We start from the raw sequence: 16,664 nt of genomic DNA, 5'->3' as shown, positions 1-16,664 counted from the left end.
GTCGCGCGAGGCGCTGAAGTACCGGGCGGAGGCTCTGAATGCAACACGCGCGCGCCCGCTTGCGGAAACCACAATGCTTTGGCCGTTCAATCACTTCAGGAAACCCCGCCTAGCCCCGCCGGGCACCATTGAAGCCATCTATGGCATGATCGTGACGCAGGCGCGAGAACCCATATTTTACCGCGACTTGGGCGTACCGGATACGGTTAACGGGCGTTTCGACCTGTTGCTGCTCCATCTCTGGCTGCTGCTGCGCCGCCTGCGCACGGTCGAGGGCGCCACGGAGCTGTCGCAGGCGCTGTTCGACCGATTCTGCGAGGACATGGACGACAATCTGCGGGAGATGGGGGTGGGCGACCAGACCGTGCCGAAGCGGATGCGGGCCTTCGGCGAGGCCTTCTACGGCCGGGTGCAGGCCTACGACCAGGCGATCGAAGGTGGCGTTGAGGCGCTGGCGGCGGCGATCTGCAAGAATATCTTGAATGGGGCCGGCCTGGACCAGGCGAAGCGGCTCGCGGCCTACGCGCGGGCCACGGATGCCGATCTCGGCCGGACCGACGAGGCCGCGCTGCTGCGCGCGTCCTTCAACTTTCCCCCGGCGCTACCCGAGGATGTCACGCCATGAACCGACCGAATACTGGATCCGAGCCCGATCCCTGGCGGGTCCCCGTCATCGTCGCGCAGATTCCCGATACTGGCCTGCACCGCGAGATCGAGGCGTCGGCCGCTGAACGGAAGGTCATGGCGGAGGTCGCGAGCGTGCGGGAGATCCTGTCCGCCAACGCCAGCTTCGATGTCGTGCCGAAAAGCGGTGGCCGGCTCCATGTCACGGGCCACGTCCGCGCCCGGGTCGGCCAGACCTGCGTGGTCACGCTCGATCCGATCGAGAACGAGATCGAGGAGGAGGTGGACCTGACCTTCGCCCCCGAGGCCGAGGCACGCCGCCTGTCCGACCTGATCGAGGAGGGGCAGGACGACGAGGAGCCGCCGGAGGTCATCGACCCGCCCGAGGCCATCATCAATGGCATCATCGACCTTGGCCGGCTCGCCACCGATGCCCTGTTCCTGGCGATCGACCCCTATCCGCGCAAGCCTGGGGCCGTGTTCGAGGCGGAGGTCGTTGCCCTGGACCCGGAAGACCATCCCTTCGCAGCGCTGAAGGCGCTTCAGGACAAGAAGAAAGGCCAGTAGCTGCCGATTCCCCGTAAGACCGCTTGCCAGGCCGCGCGAGGTGTTTGCTTGAGTGGTTTGAAAGCCTGTTTCATCTATTTGATTTCTATATATTTCTTTCGAATCTTCGCGTTTGCCGCCACGTCGCCCCGAATGCAAAAGGCTGGGGGCAAGAGGTTGTTTCGGGATAACAAAACGCTATTGTCGCGCCCCGGTCCGGGCGCGGCGTGGCGCCTGGCCGTCGCCATGTCCGTGGCGAACCCATTTCGCGGCCCCCGCTCGTTCAAGACCGCACCAGACCAGGTTTCCAGGACTTTTATGCCAAGCAAGGTTCGCATCGCGCTTGACGCCATGGGAGGCGATGTCGGCCCCGCCGTGATCATTCCAGGCGCCGCCATCTCGCTTCAGAGGCATCGCGACACCGAATTCCTGCTGGTCGGCGACCGCGCCAGGATCGAGCCCGAGCTCGAGAAGCACCCCGCGCTCAAGGCCGCTTCCAGGATCGTTCATACCGACGTCGCCGTCAGCATGGAGGACAAGCCGAGCCAGGCGCTGCGCCGTGGCCGCAGGACCTCCTCGATGTGGCTTGCCATCGATGCCGTGAAGAAGGGCGAGGCGGAGGTCGCGGTCTCCGCCGGCAATACCGGCGCGCTGATGGCGATGTCGCGCTTCCACCTGCGCACGCTGCCGGGCATCGACCGCCCGGCGATCACGGGGATATGGCCGACCAAGCGCGGCGAGTCCGTCGTGCTCGACCTCGGCGCCACCATCGGCGGCGATGCGCACCATCTGGTGTCGCTGGCCGTCATGGGGGCGGCGATGGCAAGCGTCCTGTTCAACAAGCCGCGCCCCACGGTCGGCCTGCTCAACATCGGGGCCGAGGAGATCAAGGGGCACGAGGAGATCCGCGAAGCCAGCGAGATCCTGCGGGCGAGGAACCTGCCGGAGCTCGACTATATCGGCTTCGTCGAGGGCGACGGCATCGGCAAGGGGCTGGCCGACGTCATCGTCGCCGAAGGGTTCAGCGGCAACATCGCGCTCAAGGCTGCCGAGGGAACCGCGCGGCAGATGGCGGAATTACTCCGTAACGAGATGCAACGGAGCTGGCTGTCCAAGCTCGGCTATCTCTTTGCGCGCAGCGCGTTCCAGGCCCTGCGGGACAAAATGGACCCCAACAAGTCCAATGGCGGCGTGTTTCTGGGGCTCAACGGACTGGTGGTTAAAAGCCACGGCGGAACCAGCGCCGAAGGCTTTGCCTATGCGATCGATGTTGGCTATGAGATGGCTCACTACGATCTCCTGAACAAGATCAATCAGATGCTCAACCGCGAGGGTGGTGCACTCAGTTCCGTGCAGCCCGCGCCGGAGGATGTTTCGTGACTCAAATTCGTTCGGTCGTGCTCGGCTGCGGCTCCTACCTGCCGGAGCAGGTGGTGACCAACGCCCAATTGGCGGCGCGTATCGACACGTCCGACGAGTGGATCGTCCAGCGCACCGGCATTCGCGAGCGGCACATTGCGGCCGAGGGCGAGTTCACCTCGCACCTGGCGATCAAGGCGGCGCAGGCCGCGCTCACCGATGCCGGCGTGGACGCGCAGTCGATCGAGCTGATCGTGCTGGCGACCTCGACGCCTGACAACACCTTCCCCGCGACGGCTGTCGCCGTGCAGCACGGGCTCGGCATCAACCACGGCGCGGCCTTCGACCTGCAGGCGGTGTGCTCGGGCTTCGTGTTCGCGCTCGCCACCGCCGACAATTTCCTGCGCACCGGCGCCTTCAAGCGCGCGCTGGTGATCGGCGCCGAGACCTTCTCGCGCATCCTCGACTGGAACGACCGCGGCACCTGCGTGCTGTTCGGCGACGGCGCCGGCGCGGTCGTGCTGGAGGCGCAGGAGCAGCCGGGCCGTGCCGCGACCGACCGCGGCATCGTCACCACGCATTTGCGCTCCGACGGCCGCCACAAGGCAAAACTGTTCGTCGACGGCGGACCGTCCTCGACCCAGACCGTCGGCCATCTGCGCATGGAGGGCCGCGAGGTTTTCAAGCACGCGGTCGGCATGATCACCGACGTGATCGTCGATGCCTTCGAGGCGACCGGGCTCAATGCCGACAGCATCGACTGGTTCGTGCCGCACCAGGCCAACAAGCGAATCATCGACGCTTCCGCGCACAAGCTGCATATCGCGCCGGAGAAGGTAGTGCTGACGGTGGACCGTCACGGCAACACCTCGGCGGCCTCGATCCCGCTGGCGCTGTCGGTGGCGCGCAAGGACGGCCGCATCAAGCGCGGCGACCTGATTCTGCTCGAGGCCATGGGCGGCGGCTTCACCTGGGGCTCGGCGCTGGTGCGCTGGTAGAGCCACAGTCGATAAAATTTTGCCGGAATCAGCGCCGATTATCGATGCGTATGCATTGATGAGCGCTGTTGACCGCCGTATCGTAAGCTCATAATTTCAGACAACAATTGTTCGCCGTGATGTGGGGCAGGGCGATGACCGATCAAAGTAAAACCGTAACGCGTGTTGATCTCTGCGAAGCCGTCTACCAGAAGGTGGGCCTGTCGCGGACGGAATCGTCTGCGTTCGTGGAACTCGTGCTCAAGGAGATCACCGACTGCCTGGAGAAGGGCGAGACGGTGAAGCTGTCCTCGTTCGGTTCCTTCATGGTTCGCAAGAAGGGCCAGCGGATCGGCCGCAACCCGAAGACCGGTACCGAAGTGCCGATCTCGCCGCGCCGCGTCATGGTGTTCAAGCCGTCGGCGATCCTGAAGCAGCGAATCAACTCCCAACACCGCACCAACGGCGACGCCAGCAAGGCTCAACCCGAGGCGTAATCGCCTTTCGGATAAGGATTTGGCATTTGGACAAGGCGCCGGATGCGTTCCGAACCATCAGCGAAGTAGCGCAGGAACTCGACATTCCGCAGCATGTGCTGCGGTTCTGGGAGACCCGGTTCTCCCAGATCAAGCCGATGAAGCGCAGCGGCGGCCGCCGCTATTACCGCCCCGACGACGTCGACCTGCTCAAGGGCATCCGCCGGCTGCTCTACGGGGAGGGCTACACCATCCGCGGGGTGCAGCGGATCCTGAAGGAGCACGGCGTCAAATCGGTGCAGGGGCTCGCCGACGGCGCGGCCGCGGTCTCGTTCGGGGCCATCGAGGACGCCATCGGCGCGAGCCTCATGGAGCCGGACGACGAGGAGGCGCCGATCAAGGGCGTCGCCGATGCCGACGATGACGACTACCAGGGCGACGAAGAGGAAGGCATCGACTTCCGCTTCACGGAGGTCGACGACGAGGAAATCCTCACCACCTTCCGCAAGGGCGGCACCCCCGCCGCGCCCGCCGGCCCCAGCGCGCTGGACCGGGAGAGGCTGGGACGGGTGCTCGCCGACCTCGTCGCCTGCCGGGAGATGCTGGACCTGGCGCTGAAGGACGGCTAGGGCCGCATTCCGCCGGCCTTGCGGGGCAGTTCCGGGGCTCTGGGCTCGGAGCCAACCAGATCGCGATACCAAAATGCTGTGACCTCGCCTTGCGCAAAGCGGCGATCCTAGCTAATGGAACGACGTTCGGAGCGTGGCGCAGCCCGGTTAGCGCACTAGTCTGGGAGACTAGGGGTCGGAGGTTCAAATCCTCTCGCTCCGACCATTTTTTCCAACTCATCTGTCGGGTGGATCGACCGTCGGCGCGGAGCCTGCTCCCGCCGCGCGCCGCATGCGCGACGATCGGTAGCGGGCGGCTGCGTCGGTGACCGGCAGATTAAAATGCCGAAAACAACCCCATGCACAGTAGCGATGTCATTGGTGGGTAACGTTTTTCCGAATCGGTTTGACGCGTCGGCAAAACAGGGGCATGATGTCATCATCCCGGTTCATGGGATGAACGTCCGGAGCGGAGTTGTCTTCTCCCCGCGCCACGAAGCGTAACCTTTCCTCGCGGCCAGCAGGTCGCGTCCAAGCCCCACACGTCGTTCCGCCTACCTCAAATACCCCACCACCATCCTCGTCGTCTCGTCCACCAGCGTCCGCACCGTCTTCTCCGTGAGCATCTCGGCGTGGTTCAGCACCGTGTTGTGCGCGACGGCTTCGATCGCGCTGACGCAGATGAAGGTGGCCAGCGCCGGATCAATCTTGCGCATCTCGTTGCGGCGGCTTTCGAGATAGGTGCGCACTAAGGCGTGGACCTCGCGGTTGAAGGCTTCGACGTCCTTGAGCTGGCCGGTGCGCGGGATCTGCTCGGCGAGGACGCGGTGCAGTTTCGGGTCGATGCGGTGGGCCTCGATCGCAACGGTCACGAGTTTTCGCACGGCTTTGTCGATCGGCATGTCGGCGACCTCAATCCGCGCCGAGCGGACGATGCCCATGATCTCCTCGTTGTGACGGTCGATCACGGCGGCGACGAGCGCCTCCTTGCTCGGGAAATACTGGTAGAGCGAGCCGACGCTGACACCGGCGATTTCGGCGATGCGGTTGGTGCTGGCCTTCTCGAATCCTTCCTTGACTAGAATGCGAGCAGTTGCCTCGACCAATGCGTCGACGGTGGCGCGGGATCGCTCCTGCGAGGCATTTTTTCGGGGCTTTGTGGGCGGTTTGCGGGCCACGGCCTTGTGATCTTAATGCGAGTAGGAAAAGCGAGTGAATGCTCGCATTATATCCGCAAGTGGAGGCGGGTCGGCAAGCCTCTTCGTCGCCGTATCGAAAGAGCAAGATGGGGATGTGGCCATGAGCGTTGCCAGACTTGTGTCGGCATTTCAGTTCTGCCCAGGTGGCTGCGCGTTCGGTGCGCGGGCGCCGCGCGATCCCGCGCCGAGCCTGCAAAGCCGCGCCTTCAACCTGCTGCTGCGCCTTCTTCCGTTCAAGAAGCAACTGGCATCAGCCGAAGCAGTGCAGGCACACGTGCAGAAGGTCGCGTTGGAGCCGGCCTCGTTCGAGCCGACGGGACTTGGCCGCGGCGTCGAGGCAACGCTGACGAAGATGGGCGGATGGCCGGTCTATTACACCGCGCCGTCAGCGGGACACGAGGGCTGCAACTACGTCATGTTCCTGCACGGCGGCGGCTTCATCAACGAGATCGTGCCGGCGCATTGGCGCTTCGTCGGCCAGATGACGCGTGAGGCGCGCGTCGTTTGCGTCGTGCCGATCTATCCGCTTGCGCCGCGCGCCACCGCCAAGGATGTCGTGCCGGGGACGGCCGAGCTGTTGCGGATGCTGCTGGAAGATGCCGGGCCCGCAAAGGTCACGGTGGTCGGCAATTCGGCCGGCGGGGCCCTTGCGCTCGCCGCCTGCCAGTGGCTGCGCGATCGCGGACATCGGCAGCCAAACCTGATGGTGCTGATCTCGCCCGCGGCGGATGCGTCGGTCAGCCGTCCGGAGCAGGTCGAGATCGCGGCGCGCGATCCGATGCAGGACATTCCGGGGATCCTCGAGGCGGGACGCCTCTATGCCGGCCAACTCGATGTCGGCCATCCCTTCGTCAGTCCGCTCAACGGCGCGTTCCGTTCGCTGCCGCCAATGACGATCTTCTCGGGCACGCGCGATCTGCTTTACCCCGACAGCGTCGATCTGGCGGAGCGGGCGAGGGCGGTGGGTGTCCCGGTCGAGCTGCATCTGCGCCGTGGCCAGCCGCACAATTATGCGCTGATGCCGACGCCGGAGGGGCGGCAGGCGCGTGCGATGATCTTGCGTGCGATTGCCTGAGGGGGAGAGCGTGACGATTGTCACAAAGCGCGCCGCCACGGTGGGTCTGGCGCCGGCTGTGCCTGCGCGGGGGAGAAAGGCGGCCCCCGGGGCGTTTCCTCGGTCGTCTTGGTATCAGTAGTTTTGCGGGGCCTTAGGCGTGGCCCTTGATCTCGTAGTGACCCGGCACGCATTTGTAGCGCTCGAGGCGCCAGTTGGCGTGATAGATCGGATGCTCGCCCATCCATTTCGCAAGCGGTGCCTGTGCACCGATTGCACACTGCATCATCGACATTTCGGGCGTCATATTACTGTCGGTCACGATCTCCTCGACACAAGCGCCCGAGGCAGATGCACCAAGCCGGCAGAGCACGGCAACGACGGTCACGAACATTCCTGTCACCTCATCGGTAGTTTCTGACCACGAAGAGGATGCAAGCGGAGTGCCAGAGCCTGTGACACAAACGACACGCTGGCCTGACCGACTCAACCTAGCGTCCACCTTCATTTGGCGATTCGGATTGTAAAAAAATTGCCATTAACCCGAAGCCGGACAAATACGGGGAACCCGCAGGAACCCCCAGGAATGATCGATTGTCAGGGCCGCGCCGCGTATGAGCCACTTCACAAGGCCCGCAAGGCCGATACGATTCATGGCGTTGCGGGCACTCGCCAAAAGAGCGGGGCTGCCGCAACACCACAGGAAACGCGAGGGCAGACCATGAAGGTACGACCGACCGGCGTGATCCCGCCGATGACGACGCCGTTCCGGAACGACGGCGAGATCGATTTCGGGCTCGTGGCGCCCCAGGTGGACTGGATGATCGGCGCCGGCGCCCATGGCGTCGCCGCCGGCGGTTCGACCGGCGAAGGACACACGCTCGATCACGACGAATATCGAGAGCTGATGGCCGCGACGGTGGAGGCGGTGAAGGGGCGCATCCCCGTGATCGCCGGCATCATCGTGGACTCCACGCGCGATGCGATCCGCCGCGGCAAGCTGGTCCGCGACATGAATGTCGCCGCGCTCCAGGTCACGCCGGTGCACTACCTGTTCAAGCCGGACGAGGAGGCGATGGTGGCGCACTTTCGCGCCATCGCTGACGAGACCGGCATGCCCATCATCATCTACAACGTGGTGCCGTGGTCCTATCTGTCGCCGGTGCTGCTGACGCGGATCATGACCGAAGTGCCGCTGGTCGTCGGCGTCAAGCAGAGCGCGGGCGATCTCAAGCTGTTCGCCGACCTGATGATGATGGCGCCTGACAAGCTGATCTACAGCGCGGTCGATGCCTTGATGTATCCGTCCTACACGCTCGGGGCCCACGGCTCGATCGCCGCGATCCTGACCGCGGCGCCGCATGCCTCCGTCGCGCTGTGGGATGCGGTGAAGGCGGGCGACCATCCGCGCGCGCTCGACCTGCACAAGAAGCTGCTGACGCTGTGGAATGCTGTCATCGCCGACAATCTGCCGGCCTGCACGCGCTATGCACAGACGCTCCAGGGCCTGCCCAGGACATATCCGCGCGCGCCGATGCCGGAGGCATCAAGCGCGCAGCAGGCCGCGATCCGCAAGGCGCTGGAGGCACTCGGTGCGTTGGGCGGGCCGCGCGTCGAGGCGGCTGAATAGTCCGTCCGCCGAAATAATCGATGGCGAAGATGGCAGCGCCGATCCGCTTTTACCTGCGGATGCAGCGCTGCTACATTCTGCGCGCGCCGCGATCAGCGGCGCCAAAGCGCGATGAGATTGGGATGAATCGTCATCGCGCTTTAGGTTATCGTTTGAGCATGATCTCTTCGGAAAACCGCTTCACGCTTTGCGCTAACGCGGCCCTCCGGGTCCGGATCATGCTCTGAAGAAACAAGCCGACAAGGGAGGGGCCGAAAGTCCCATGAAGGATTTTGCAGGAAAGATCGCGGTCATCACCGGCGGCGGCACGGGAATGGGGCGCGAGCTCGCGCGGCAGCTCGTGGCCGAGGGCTGCAATGTCGCAATGTGCGACGTCTCGGAGGCCGCGATGGCCGAGACCAAGCGGCTCTGCGAGGTCGAGAAGCTGCCGCAGGGCCTGCGCGTCACGACGCACGTCGCCGACGTCGCGATCGAGGATCACCTGAAGCGTTTTCGCGACGAGCTTGCCGAACAGCAGAAGACCGACCGGATCCATCTTCTGTTCAACAATGCCGGTATCGGTGGCGGCGGCAGCCTGTTCACCAACACGCGCGAGCAGTGGGAGCGCACCTTCAACATCTGCTGGGGCGGGGTCTATCTCGGTGTGCGCACCTTCCTGCCGATGCTGGTCGCGGCCGACGAGGCCCATATCGTCAACACCGCGAGCGTCAACGGCTTCTGGGCCTCGATCGGCATGAACCAGGCGCACACCGCCTACAGCTCGGCCAAGTTCGCGGTGAAGGGATTTACCGAGGCGCTGATCAACGACCTCCGCCTGCACGCGCCGCACGTCAAATGCTCGGTGGTGATGCCCGGCCATATCGGCACCTCGATCGTCTCCAATTCGCGCAAGGTGCAGAGCATGGACGGGTCGGAGCGGCTCAACGCCGACGAGGTCGCGCTGACCCGCAAGCGCATGGTCGCGGCCGGCGTGCCAGATGCCGACAGGATGTCGGACGAGGATATCCAGGCGGCGTTCGCGGAGCGGGCCCGCAGCTTCCTGGAGGATGCGCCGACGACGGCTGCGCAAGCCGCGAAGATCATCCTTGACGGGGTGAAGGCCGAGCGCTGGCGCATTCTCGTGGGCGAGGACGCCAGGCGCCTTGACGAGCGCGTTCGCGCCACGCCGGAGCAAGCCTATGATCGCGCCTTCTACGAAAGTTTGACCCAGGAGGTCGGCTGGCGGCTCGGCTGAACCGGTTGGCCCAGTCGGCGAAGGCGCGCGTATATGGGTATGATGATCGTCATGGCAAGAGGCGCGCAGGTAATTTCACGTGCCACCTCTTGCCAACATTCGTTGCGATATGACGAATTGCAATGTCACGCACGCGACATGGTCTGAACGTTCAAGCATTGTTCAAGTGATGGTGATGTCAAACGGGTCGCGTTCGGCGCGCCGCAGCTTGGTTGGCGAATTAAAATAGTTTAATGAATCAGGGGTAACGCGATGATAGAGCGCAGCTCCGATGATACCCGCATGCCTCTCTGACGACTGGACCCTGTGCCCGGAGAGAGAGGACATCTCCGCTGAATTCACGCGGCTCCTGACCGCAGCCCAGGAGGGCGGTGCCACGATCGCGGAATGCCTGATGATCGCGCGGCAGCTCAAACGGGACGACGAGCAATCCTGGCATCGCGAGTGGAAGAGGCTCGCGCAGGCCAACCGCCAGCGCGCCGAGGCCGCGTTCGCGGAGGGCCACATGGCGACCGCGCAGCGCAACTGGCTGCGGGCGATGAACTACTATGGTGCAGCGGCAATGCCGCTCGATAAGGCCGACGAGCGCCGCTGGGTTGCGGTGCTGGCGATGCAGGAATGCGCCCGCCGCTACCTCACGGCGCGCGCGCCGGCCGGCGAGGTCGTGACGATTCCCTGGGTCGACGATCATTCCTTGCAGGGCTATTTCCTGCCCGCGCCGTCGGCGGGCGGACGGGCTCCGACCGTGATCTGCATCGGCGAGCCGGGACACCGCAAGGAGGAATTCCTGTTCAAGCTCGCGCCGCATGCGCGCGAGCGCGGACTGTCGATGCTCGCGCTGGACCTGCTCGGCGACCAGCGCGACGATTATGCCGATACGCTCTTGCAGCGCCGAGACCTCGAGAGCTCGATCGCGAGCGTCATGGACTATCTGGAAACGCGCGGCGACGTCGATTTCGATCGCGTCGCCATCGTGGCGGACGGGTGGGGATCCTCTTTCGTGGCGCGCGCGGTGTTGCAGGAGCCGCGGCTCGCCGCCGCCGTCTGCGATGGCGGCCTTTGGGATCTGCACGAACGGTCCTTCTTCGCCAGCCGCTTCGCGATCAGCGACCTCAGCATCGTTCCGGTGCCGCATGCGCCGCTGATGGCCTCCAGCGCCGACTGCCCGGTGCTGATCACGCTCGGCGAGGATGGCTGGCTCAAGGCCGACCGGGCGCGTCAGATCGTCCAGAAATCCCGGCTCGGCAGCTCCGATATCGTGCTGAAGGTGTTCACCGCGGCGGAGACGGGCGCGGCGCAGGCCCACGCGGACAATCCGAGCCTGGCCAACGAATACATCTTCGACTGGCTGGAATCGCGACTCGGCGCCGTCGGCCGGCGGACCTGAGCGCGGTCGCGCGTCTCAGAAGTCGAGCGATATCCTGACGCAGGCTTTTTCGAGCCGGTTCTTCAGCGTCGCGAGCTTGGTGGTGAATTCCGCCAGCTCGTTCTCGTCGAACTCCTCGAAGACGAATTCGCGAATCGTCTTGTACTGCTCGTTGAGGCTCGCAATGTGCTTCTGGGTCTTGTCGACCAGTGACAGCCGCACGACCCGGGCGTCGGTCGGCGAGGGCCGCCGGCGGAGCAAGCCCTTCTTCTCCAGGAGCTTGGACTGGGTGGTGACGAACGAGGGATCGACGTGGAGCAGCTTGGAGACCATGTTGACGGGCACGCCGTCGTCCTTGTCGAGATCGGAGATCGCCATCAGGATCAGCCATTGCGGGCCGCTGATGCCGAGCGTTCTCGCCCAGAACTGACGCAGCTCCTCCAGATACATGTTGATCGACGATATTTCCCAGGTGAAGCGCCTGATGATGTCGAGATTGCCGATGGGGCGAGATCGCGTTGCCTCCTTCCTCGACGTGGACATCCTGCGCTCCCGGTTCGACATTCGCCACTTACGCTTTGATGATCATTGTTCACGCAAGTCTGCCCTGACGCAAGTGCAGGGCAAGGTAATTGTGTCAGTCATTTTACAAATATGAGCTGATCAACAATTAGGCTGCGTGGACGACGGTGTTGCGCGTGCGACACAATGTGGCTGGAATCCAATAGCTGATCTAATAAACTATTTTAATTAGCGAAGGGACCTATGCATATTGGATTCGGCGGTGGGGGAATCTCAATCGTCCCGTTGCAGGTGGTTCGCTCAAGTCCCTCGCGTCGATGCGGTGGGTCCGAAATCGCGAAGCCCCCAGAGCGGTTTTGAAAGCGAAAGAGCCTAGGGGTCGCGAATGGTTCGAGCTCCTTCGCACATGAGCAACTTGGAGATTGAATATGAAATTGGTGAAGAGCCTCTTGCTCGGCTCAGCGGCGGGTCTGATCGCCGTTGGCGGAGCTCAGGCAGCCGATCTTCCCGTGAAGGCCAAGGCGGTCGAATACGTGAAGATCTGCTCCCTGTACGGTGCCGGATTCTACTACATGCCGGGCACTGACACCTGCATCAAGTTCGGCGGCTATCTGCGCGCCGATGCCGTCCTTGGCGGCGCAGGCGATTACAATTTCCAGCAGGGCGCGAACGCCGGCTCGAACAACCGTCTGACCAACTACTACATGAGCCGCGCTCGTTTCGACTTCAACGTCGACACGCGCACGGCGACCGAATACGGCGTGGTTCGCACCTATGCCGACATGGTCTTCACCTGGGACTCCCAGTCGGTCACTGGAAGCAACCCGTCGACGTTCTCGACCGGTTCGGCCGCGCTCGGCCTCTACCATGCGTTCATCCAGTTCGCCGGCTTCACCTTCGGCCGCACGGTCTCGATCTTCGATGCCCCGTGGCAGAGCTATCCGGCTGGCGGTCCCGACACCATTCCGGGCGGCTCGAACCACACCAACGGTGTGAACCAGGTTGCCTACACGGCTGACTTCGGCCAGGGCATCACTGCTTCGTTCGCCTTGCAGGATGAGACGACGGCGACCAACGGCCAGTCGAACCTCTGGAACGTGTCGTCGGGTACGGCCGCTCAGTTCGTGACCGGCGTCTACGGTGCCAACGCCTGGGGCGGCACGCGTTCGCCCGACATCATCGGTCAGGTGCGCGTCGACCAGGCCTGGGGTCTGGCCCAGCTCTCGGTTGCCGCACATGACCTCCATACGGCCTACTACGGCGCGACGGAATCCACGGGTCACCCCTCTGACAAGTGGGGCTGGGCTGTGCAGGGCTCTTTGGCGATCAAGAACATCCCGACCGGTGCGGGCGACGTCATCAACCTGCAGGCCGTCTATACGGACGGTGCAACTCGCTACAATTTCCAGAGCCTGTTCCCGCAGAGCTTCTTCATGTTCAGCGGTAGCGGCAACGGCGCGTATCAGAGCACCGGTTTCGCCGGTCTTTCCGACGGCGTCTTCGGAGCCGGTACCGGCATCGATACCGTCAAGACCTGGGGCGTCCGCGGTGGCTATACCCACAACTGGAGCCCGAACTGGGCGAGCGCCGTCTACGGTGGCTATGCTCAGCTGAAGTACGGCGATACGGGCAAGGCCCTGATCTGCACCAACTTCGCTGCGATCGCCTTGGCCGGTGCGACCTGCAATCCGGACTTCAACTTCGCGGTCGTCGGTGTCAACACCGTGTGGACTCCGGTCAAGAACCTGGCGTTCACTGCCGACCTGAGCTGGTCGCGTCTGGACCAGAAGTACTCTGGCTCCATCGCGAGCCCGGGCATTGCCACCGCTGCGAAGCCGGCGGCCGTGTACGAGCTGAAGGACCAGAACTCGGTCACCATGCTGCTGCGCGCTCAGCGCAACTTCTAATCATCGATCTTTCAGATCGATTTCGGAGAGCCCCGGCGGAAAACTGCCGGGGCTTTCTTGCTGCTGGATGCAGGCTTCGACAATCCGGAAAAGCGCGCTGCACAGGACGAAGACGAGCTATGCGAATCCGTCGCCGCCAAATTTATTTACTTACCTGAGTTACTCAGCTATATAGTCCAAGGCCGAAATATCAAAATCACGGCTCTTAGCTTCACGCTAAGCCTCTCGAAACCTCCGGCAATGCCCTGCCGGAGGTTTTTGTTTTGTGATGAGCTTGCGGCCTCAGCCGCGTGCGAGCCGCGCGCGCGAGTTCGGCCGGTAGGCGAGGCGGCTGTGGCCGGCGCAATAGGACTGGCCGTCGGGCGCTGTATTGCCGCAGAAGCAGAAATCGTCTGCGCCCGGCGTCGAGATCGGCCAGCGGCAGCGGTTCTCGGAGAGCTCCATCAGCGAGCAGCGATTGGCGTCGCCGATCGGACCTGCGACCACGGGCGCGTCGGTCTCGCCGTAGATGGTGGCGAGCATCTCATATTGCAGCCGCGGCACGGCCCTCGATGCGCGCGCCGGCGCAAGGCTCCTGTCCTGAATCTTGCGGTCGTCGACCGTGCGTCCGCGCGTGAGGTTCAGCCGGGACAGCTTGCCGATCACGGCATTGCGGCTGACGCCGATGTCGGCGGCGATCTCGCGGCAGGAGAGGCCGGCCTCGAAGTGCCGCTTCAGAAGTTCAATTCGTTCGTCGGTCCAGGTCGGTGAGAGAACAGGCATTTGTAACGGTCCCAGGTTGCAGATGTCGGCCATCCGCCTCTCGAGATCGTCCGCCTCACGTCCGGCGCGCGCTCACGTCCTGCCATTGTCGCGAATCGACAAAAGCCCGTCCTTGATGGCGAGACGGATGCCTTCCTCGATCAATGTCCGTGCGACGCCGGGAACGCTGGTGCCGTGGGTGCCCTGTCTCACCAGCTTCTCCAGATAGGTGATGGTCGAGAGCGCCAAGGTTACGGGAATGCGGTCAGTCTCGGCTTTTTCGGTGGCCATGGCCCGAACGCTAGCCTCTTACTCGGGTACATAAAAGTAACGATTAAGACTCTATTTAGGTTCGATGGGGGAAGTCAAATCCCGTGAAAGGCGACGGTTCAGCCCCTTGGAATCGCTTGAGAAATTTGGCATGGCGCGGCGCGCCGCGCGAGCGATCGCGCGGCGGCTTGACGTCAACAGGTCGGGGAAGGCGGGGCCGGCTCAGCCGTGCACGATCGCCTTTTCGATCATGCAATGGATGCCCTTGGAGCCGTTGACGGTCTGGGTCACCCGCAGATCGGCCGCCAGGCTGCACAGCGTGTAGGCGTCCTCGCGCGACAGGTTTCGCGTCTCGGCGAGCAGCGCGATCATGTCGCGCAGCGCGCGCACCACGCACTGGTCGAGATCGGGGTCCATCGCCATGGTCATGTAGTGCGTCGGCGTCTCGGCACGGGGATAGTCGAGCCCGAGGTCCTTGCGCAGCGTCAGGCGGAAGCGGCCCTGGAGCGCGGTCTCGATCGCGGTGACGCAGACCTCGCCGTCGCCCTGCACGCCGTGGCCGTCGCCGCAGGAGAACAGCGCGCCCGGGACGAACACCGGCAGATACAGCGTCGCACCGGCGCCGAGTTCCTTGTTGTCGAGATTGCCGCCCATGGCGCGCGGCTCCAGCGAGGAGATGCGGCCCCAGGCCGGCGGCGGCGAAACGCCCATCACGCCGAAGAACGGCTTGAGGGGCAGGTCGAGGCCCCAGGGCATGCGGCCCACCATCCGCGTCCGGTCCAGCGGGATGTTGAGGATGCGCGTCTCGTGAAAATCGTCGGGCAGGGTGCCGGCCAGCGGCTTGATCAGATTCCAGCCCCAGTCCTGCCGGAGCTGGACGTCGAGGATCTCGACCGCGAGCACGTCGCCGGGTTCGGCCCCCTCGACCGCGATCGGCCCGGTGAGGATGTGGCCGGGCAGCATGCGCTCACTCTTCGCGTGGACCTCGTGCATCTCCGGCGGAATGTGAAATTTGTCGCGGTCGGGCAGCACGTCCGGGCTGCCGCTGATGGTGTCGACGGTCACCTCATCGCCGCTTTTGATCGTCAGCACTGGCTTGAGCGCGGCTTCAAAGAAGCCCCAATGACAGGTCTCGGGGCTGGAATGCAGGTGGTGATGGGTCATTTGCCGCGTCCGTTCGGTTTTGCTTGTTATGCCTGGGCTTGACCGGGCGATCGATCCTCTTTCAAGAAGATTGAAGATGGACGGGCCGGTCAAGCCCGCGCAAGGCACGATCATTCCAGCGAGGCCCCCCTGTTCTTCATCCTGTCCAAGACCTTCGGCGCCGCGCTGCTGCCGTTCAATCTGATCATCGAGCTCGGGATCGTCTCGGTCGTTCTGATGGCGACGCGCTTTGCCGCGTTCGGCCGCAAGCTCGCCGTGGCCACGCTGGTCCTGCTGGCGCTCGTTTCGTTCTCGCCGCTCGGCAATCTCCTGCTCTATCCGCTGGAGTCCCGCTTTCCACCCTGGGATCCCTCGCGCGGTGCGCCTGACGGCATCATCGTGCTCGGCGGCTCGATCGATCCGGACATGTCGGTGGCGCATCAAACGCCGATCGTGCGCCATGCCGCCGATCGCCTGCTGGCGCCGGCAGAGCTCGCCCGACGCTATCCGAAGGCGCGTGTCGTCTTTACCGGCGGAAGTGCCAACGTCGTTTCGAACGATGCGAGGGAGGCCGATTGGGCGGGTACCGTGCTGGAAAACATCGGCATTGCCAAAGACCGCCTGATCATGGAGCGGAACTCGCGCAACACCTTCGAGAACGCGCTGTTCACAAAGCAGCTGGTGGCGCCGAAGCCGGGGGAGCGCTGGCTCCTGGTCACCTCGGCCTACCACATGCCGCGTTCGATGGGGATTTTCCGCAAGGCCGGCTTTGACGTCGAAGCCTATCCGGTGGACTGGCGGATGAACGGGCGCGACGATCTCTTCTCTTTCACCAACGTTGGTACGGATGGACTTGGCAGAACCGAAGTCGCCGTGCGCGAATGGCTCGGGCTTCTTGCCTATCGCCTGAGAGGCAGGACCGGCGAGTTTCTTCCGGGCCCGGCGAAGGACTAGAACGAGAGCCGTCAAACAAGAACACGGACCGGCGCGCGATCGTCGGCCCCCGGG

The 16,664-nt window shown here is 64.0% G+C and carries 19 protein-coding genes and 1 tRNA gene; 14 read left to right on the top strand and 6 right to left on the bottom strand.

Annotated features, from left to right (window positions below; all coding sequences use genetic code 11):
• The first annotated feature begins 73 nt into the window (after positions 1 to 73).
• From E4K65_RS22835 to E4K65_RS22805, 7 genes are all read left to right on the top strand, one after another.
• Entirely contained in the window at positions 74 to 625 is a 552-nt protein-coding gene (locus tag E4K65_RS22835) for a ubiquinol-cytochrome C chaperone family protein (protein ID WP_135176078.1), read from the top strand.
• On the top strand, positions 622 to 1,191 hold the full coding sequence (locus tag E4K65_RS22830; RefSeq protein WP_135176077.1) for a YceD family protein: 570 nt from the start codon (positions 622 to 624) through the stop codon (positions 1,189 to 1,191). Before E4K65_RS22835 ends, E4K65_RS22830 begins: the two co-directional genes overlap by 4 nt.
• Before the next feature lie 297 nt (positions 1,192 to 1,488).
• Positions 1,489 to 2,550 (top strand): phosphate acyltransferase PlsX, encoded by a 1,062-nt coding sequence (plsX, locus tag E4K65_RS22825; protein ID WP_135176076.1) that lies wholly within the window; start codon positions 1,489 to 1,491, stop codon positions 2,548 to 2,550.
• On the top strand, positions 2,547 to 3,527 hold the full coding sequence (locus E4K65_RS22820) for a beta-ketoacyl-ACP synthase III (protein WP_135176075.1): 981 nt from the start codon (positions 2,547 to 2,549) through the stop codon (positions 3,525 to 3,527). Before plsX ends, E4K65_RS22820 begins: the two co-directional genes overlap by 4 nt.
• 134 nt (positions 3,528 to 3,661) lie before the next feature.
• A complete protein-coding gene (locus E4K65_RS22815) occupies positions 3,662 to 4,003 on the top strand; it encodes an integration host factor subunit alpha (RefSeq protein WP_027548240.1) in 342 nt (113 codons plus the stop codon).
• Between the two features lie 26 nt (positions 4,004 to 4,029).
• Positions 4,030 to 4,611: a MerR family transcriptional regulator gene (locus E4K65_RS22810; protein WP_135176074.1), complete on the top strand. Its 582-nt coding sequence runs from the start codon at positions 4,030 to 4,032 to the stop codon at positions 4,609 to 4,611.
• 127 nt (positions 4,612 to 4,738) lie between these two features.
• A tRNA-Pro gene (locus tag E4K65_RS22805) sits at positions 4,739 to 4,816 on the top strand.
• Positions 4,817 to 5,144: 328 nt separating this feature from the next.
• Here the strand turns inward: E4K65_RS22805 and E4K65_RS22800 are convergent.
• The gene (locus E4K65_RS22800) at positions 5,145 to 5,768 is read right to left on the bottom strand and encodes a TetR/AcrR family transcriptional regulator (RefSeq protein ID WP_135176073.1); all 624 of its coding nucleotides are present in this window, start codon (positions 5,766 to 5,768) and stop codon (positions 5,145 to 5,147) included.
• Positions 5,769 to 5,889: 121 nt separating this feature from the next.
• Here E4K65_RS22800 and E4K65_RS22795 point away from each other — a divergent pair, with 121 nt between their 5' ends.
• The gene (locus E4K65_RS22795) at positions 5,890 to 6,864 is read left to right on the top strand and encodes an alpha/beta fold hydrolase (protein WP_135176072.1); all 975 of its coding nucleotides are present in this window, start codon (positions 5,890 to 5,892) and stop codon (positions 6,862 to 6,864) included.
• Positions 6,865 to 6,997: 133 nt separating this feature from the next.
• On the opposite strand, the gene E4K65_RS22790 is transcribed toward E4K65_RS22795, so the two are convergent.
• Positions 6,998 to 7,237 carry a hypothetical protein gene (locus E4K65_RS22790; RefSeq protein ID WP_027547402.1) on the bottom strand — a complete coding sequence of 80 codons (240 nt, stop codon included), beginning with the start codon at positions 7,235 to 7,237 and terminating at the stop codon, positions 6,998 to 7,000.
• A gap of 327 nt (positions 7,238 to 7,564) precedes the next feature.
• Here E4K65_RS22790 and E4K65_RS22785 point away from each other — a divergent pair, with 327 nt between their 5' ends.
• The 4 genes from E4K65_RS22785 (at position 7,565) to E4K65_RS22770 (ending at position 11,094) form a co-directional block, all read left to right on the top strand.
• Positions 7,565 to 8,473, top strand: coding sequence for a dihydrodipicolinate synthase family protein (locus tag E4K65_RS22785; RefSeq protein WP_135176071.1), 909 nt, complete (start codon positions 7,565 to 7,567; stop codon positions 8,471 to 8,473).
• 20 nt (positions 8,474 to 8,493) lie between these two features.
• Entirely contained in the window at positions 8,494 to 8,700 is a 207-nt protein-coding gene (locus tag E4K65_RS22780; protein ID WP_135176070.1) for a hypothetical protein, read from the top strand.
• Positions 8,701 to 8,735: 35 nt separating this feature from the next.
• Entirely contained in the window at positions 8,736 to 9,707 is a 972-nt protein-coding gene (locus E4K65_RS22775) for an SDR family NAD(P)-dependent oxidoreductase (RefSeq protein WP_135176069.1), read from the top strand.
• 271 nt (positions 9,708 to 9,978) lie between these two features.
• Complete coding sequence (locus E4K65_RS22770) at positions 9,979 to 11,094, top strand: alpha/beta hydrolase family protein (RefSeq protein WP_135176068.1); 1,116 nt, start codon at positions 9,979 to 9,981, stop codon at positions 11,092 to 11,094.
• A 15-nt stretch (positions 11,095 to 11,109) separates the two neighbouring features.
• On the opposite strand, the gene E4K65_RS22765 is transcribed toward E4K65_RS22770, so the two are convergent.
• Positions 11,110 to 11,616, bottom strand: a complete 507-nt coding sequence (locus tag E4K65_RS22765; RefSeq protein WP_135176067.1) for a MarR family winged helix-turn-helix transcriptional regulator — start codon at positions 11,614 to 11,616, stop codon at positions 11,110 to 11,112.
• A 407-nt stretch (positions 11,617 to 12,023) separates the two neighbouring features.
• On the opposite strand from E4K65_RS22765, the gene E4K65_RS22760 reads away from it, so the two are divergent.
• Positions 12,024 to 13,502: a porin gene (locus tag E4K65_RS22760; RefSeq protein ID WP_135176066.1), complete on the top strand. Its 1,479-nt coding sequence runs from the start codon at positions 12,024 to 12,026 to the stop codon at positions 13,500 to 13,502.
• Between the two features lie 282 nt (positions 13,503 to 13,784).
• On the opposite strand, the gene E4K65_RS22755 is transcribed toward E4K65_RS22760, so the two are convergent.
• The 3 genes from E4K65_RS22755 to E4K65_RS22745 all read right to left on the bottom strand — a co-directional run bounded on the left by E4K65_RS22755 (position 13,785) and on the right by E4K65_RS22745 (position 15,677).
• Positions 13,785 to 14,264: a GcrA family cell cycle regulator gene (locus tag E4K65_RS22755; RefSeq protein WP_167771045.1), complete on the bottom strand. Its 480-nt coding sequence runs from the start codon at positions 14,262 to 14,264 to the stop codon at positions 13,785 to 13,787.
• A gap of 72 nt (positions 14,265 to 14,336) precedes the next feature.
• Positions 14,337 to 14,534: a hypothetical protein gene (locus E4K65_RS22750; RefSeq protein ID WP_007603456.1), complete on the bottom strand. Its 198-nt coding sequence runs from the start codon at positions 14,532 to 14,534 to the stop codon at positions 14,337 to 14,339.
• Between the two features lie 201 nt (positions 14,535 to 14,735).
• Entirely contained in the window at positions 14,736 to 15,677 is a 942-nt protein-coding gene (locus E4K65_RS22745) for an acetamidase/formamidase family protein (protein WP_135176064.1), read from the bottom strand.
• 165 nt (positions 15,678 to 15,842) lie between these two features.
• On the opposite strand from E4K65_RS22745, the gene E4K65_RS22740 reads away from it, so the two are divergent.
• Positions 15,843 to 16,610, top strand: coding sequence for a YdcF family protein (locus E4K65_RS22740; RefSeq protein ID WP_135176063.1), 768 nt, complete (start codon positions 15,843 to 15,845; stop codon positions 16,608 to 16,610).
• Positions 16,611 to 16,664: the final 54 nt, after the last annotated feature.

The organism is Bradyrhizobium niftali (assembly GCF_004571025.1).
In the GTDB taxonomy this organism is placed as follows: domain Bacteria; phylum Pseudomonadota; class Alphaproteobacteria; order Rhizobiales; family Xanthobacteraceae; genus Bradyrhizobium; species Bradyrhizobium niftali.
The sequence above is the reverse complement of the archived record's forward strand: the minus strand, read 5'-3'. Positions and strand labels throughout refer to the sequence as shown.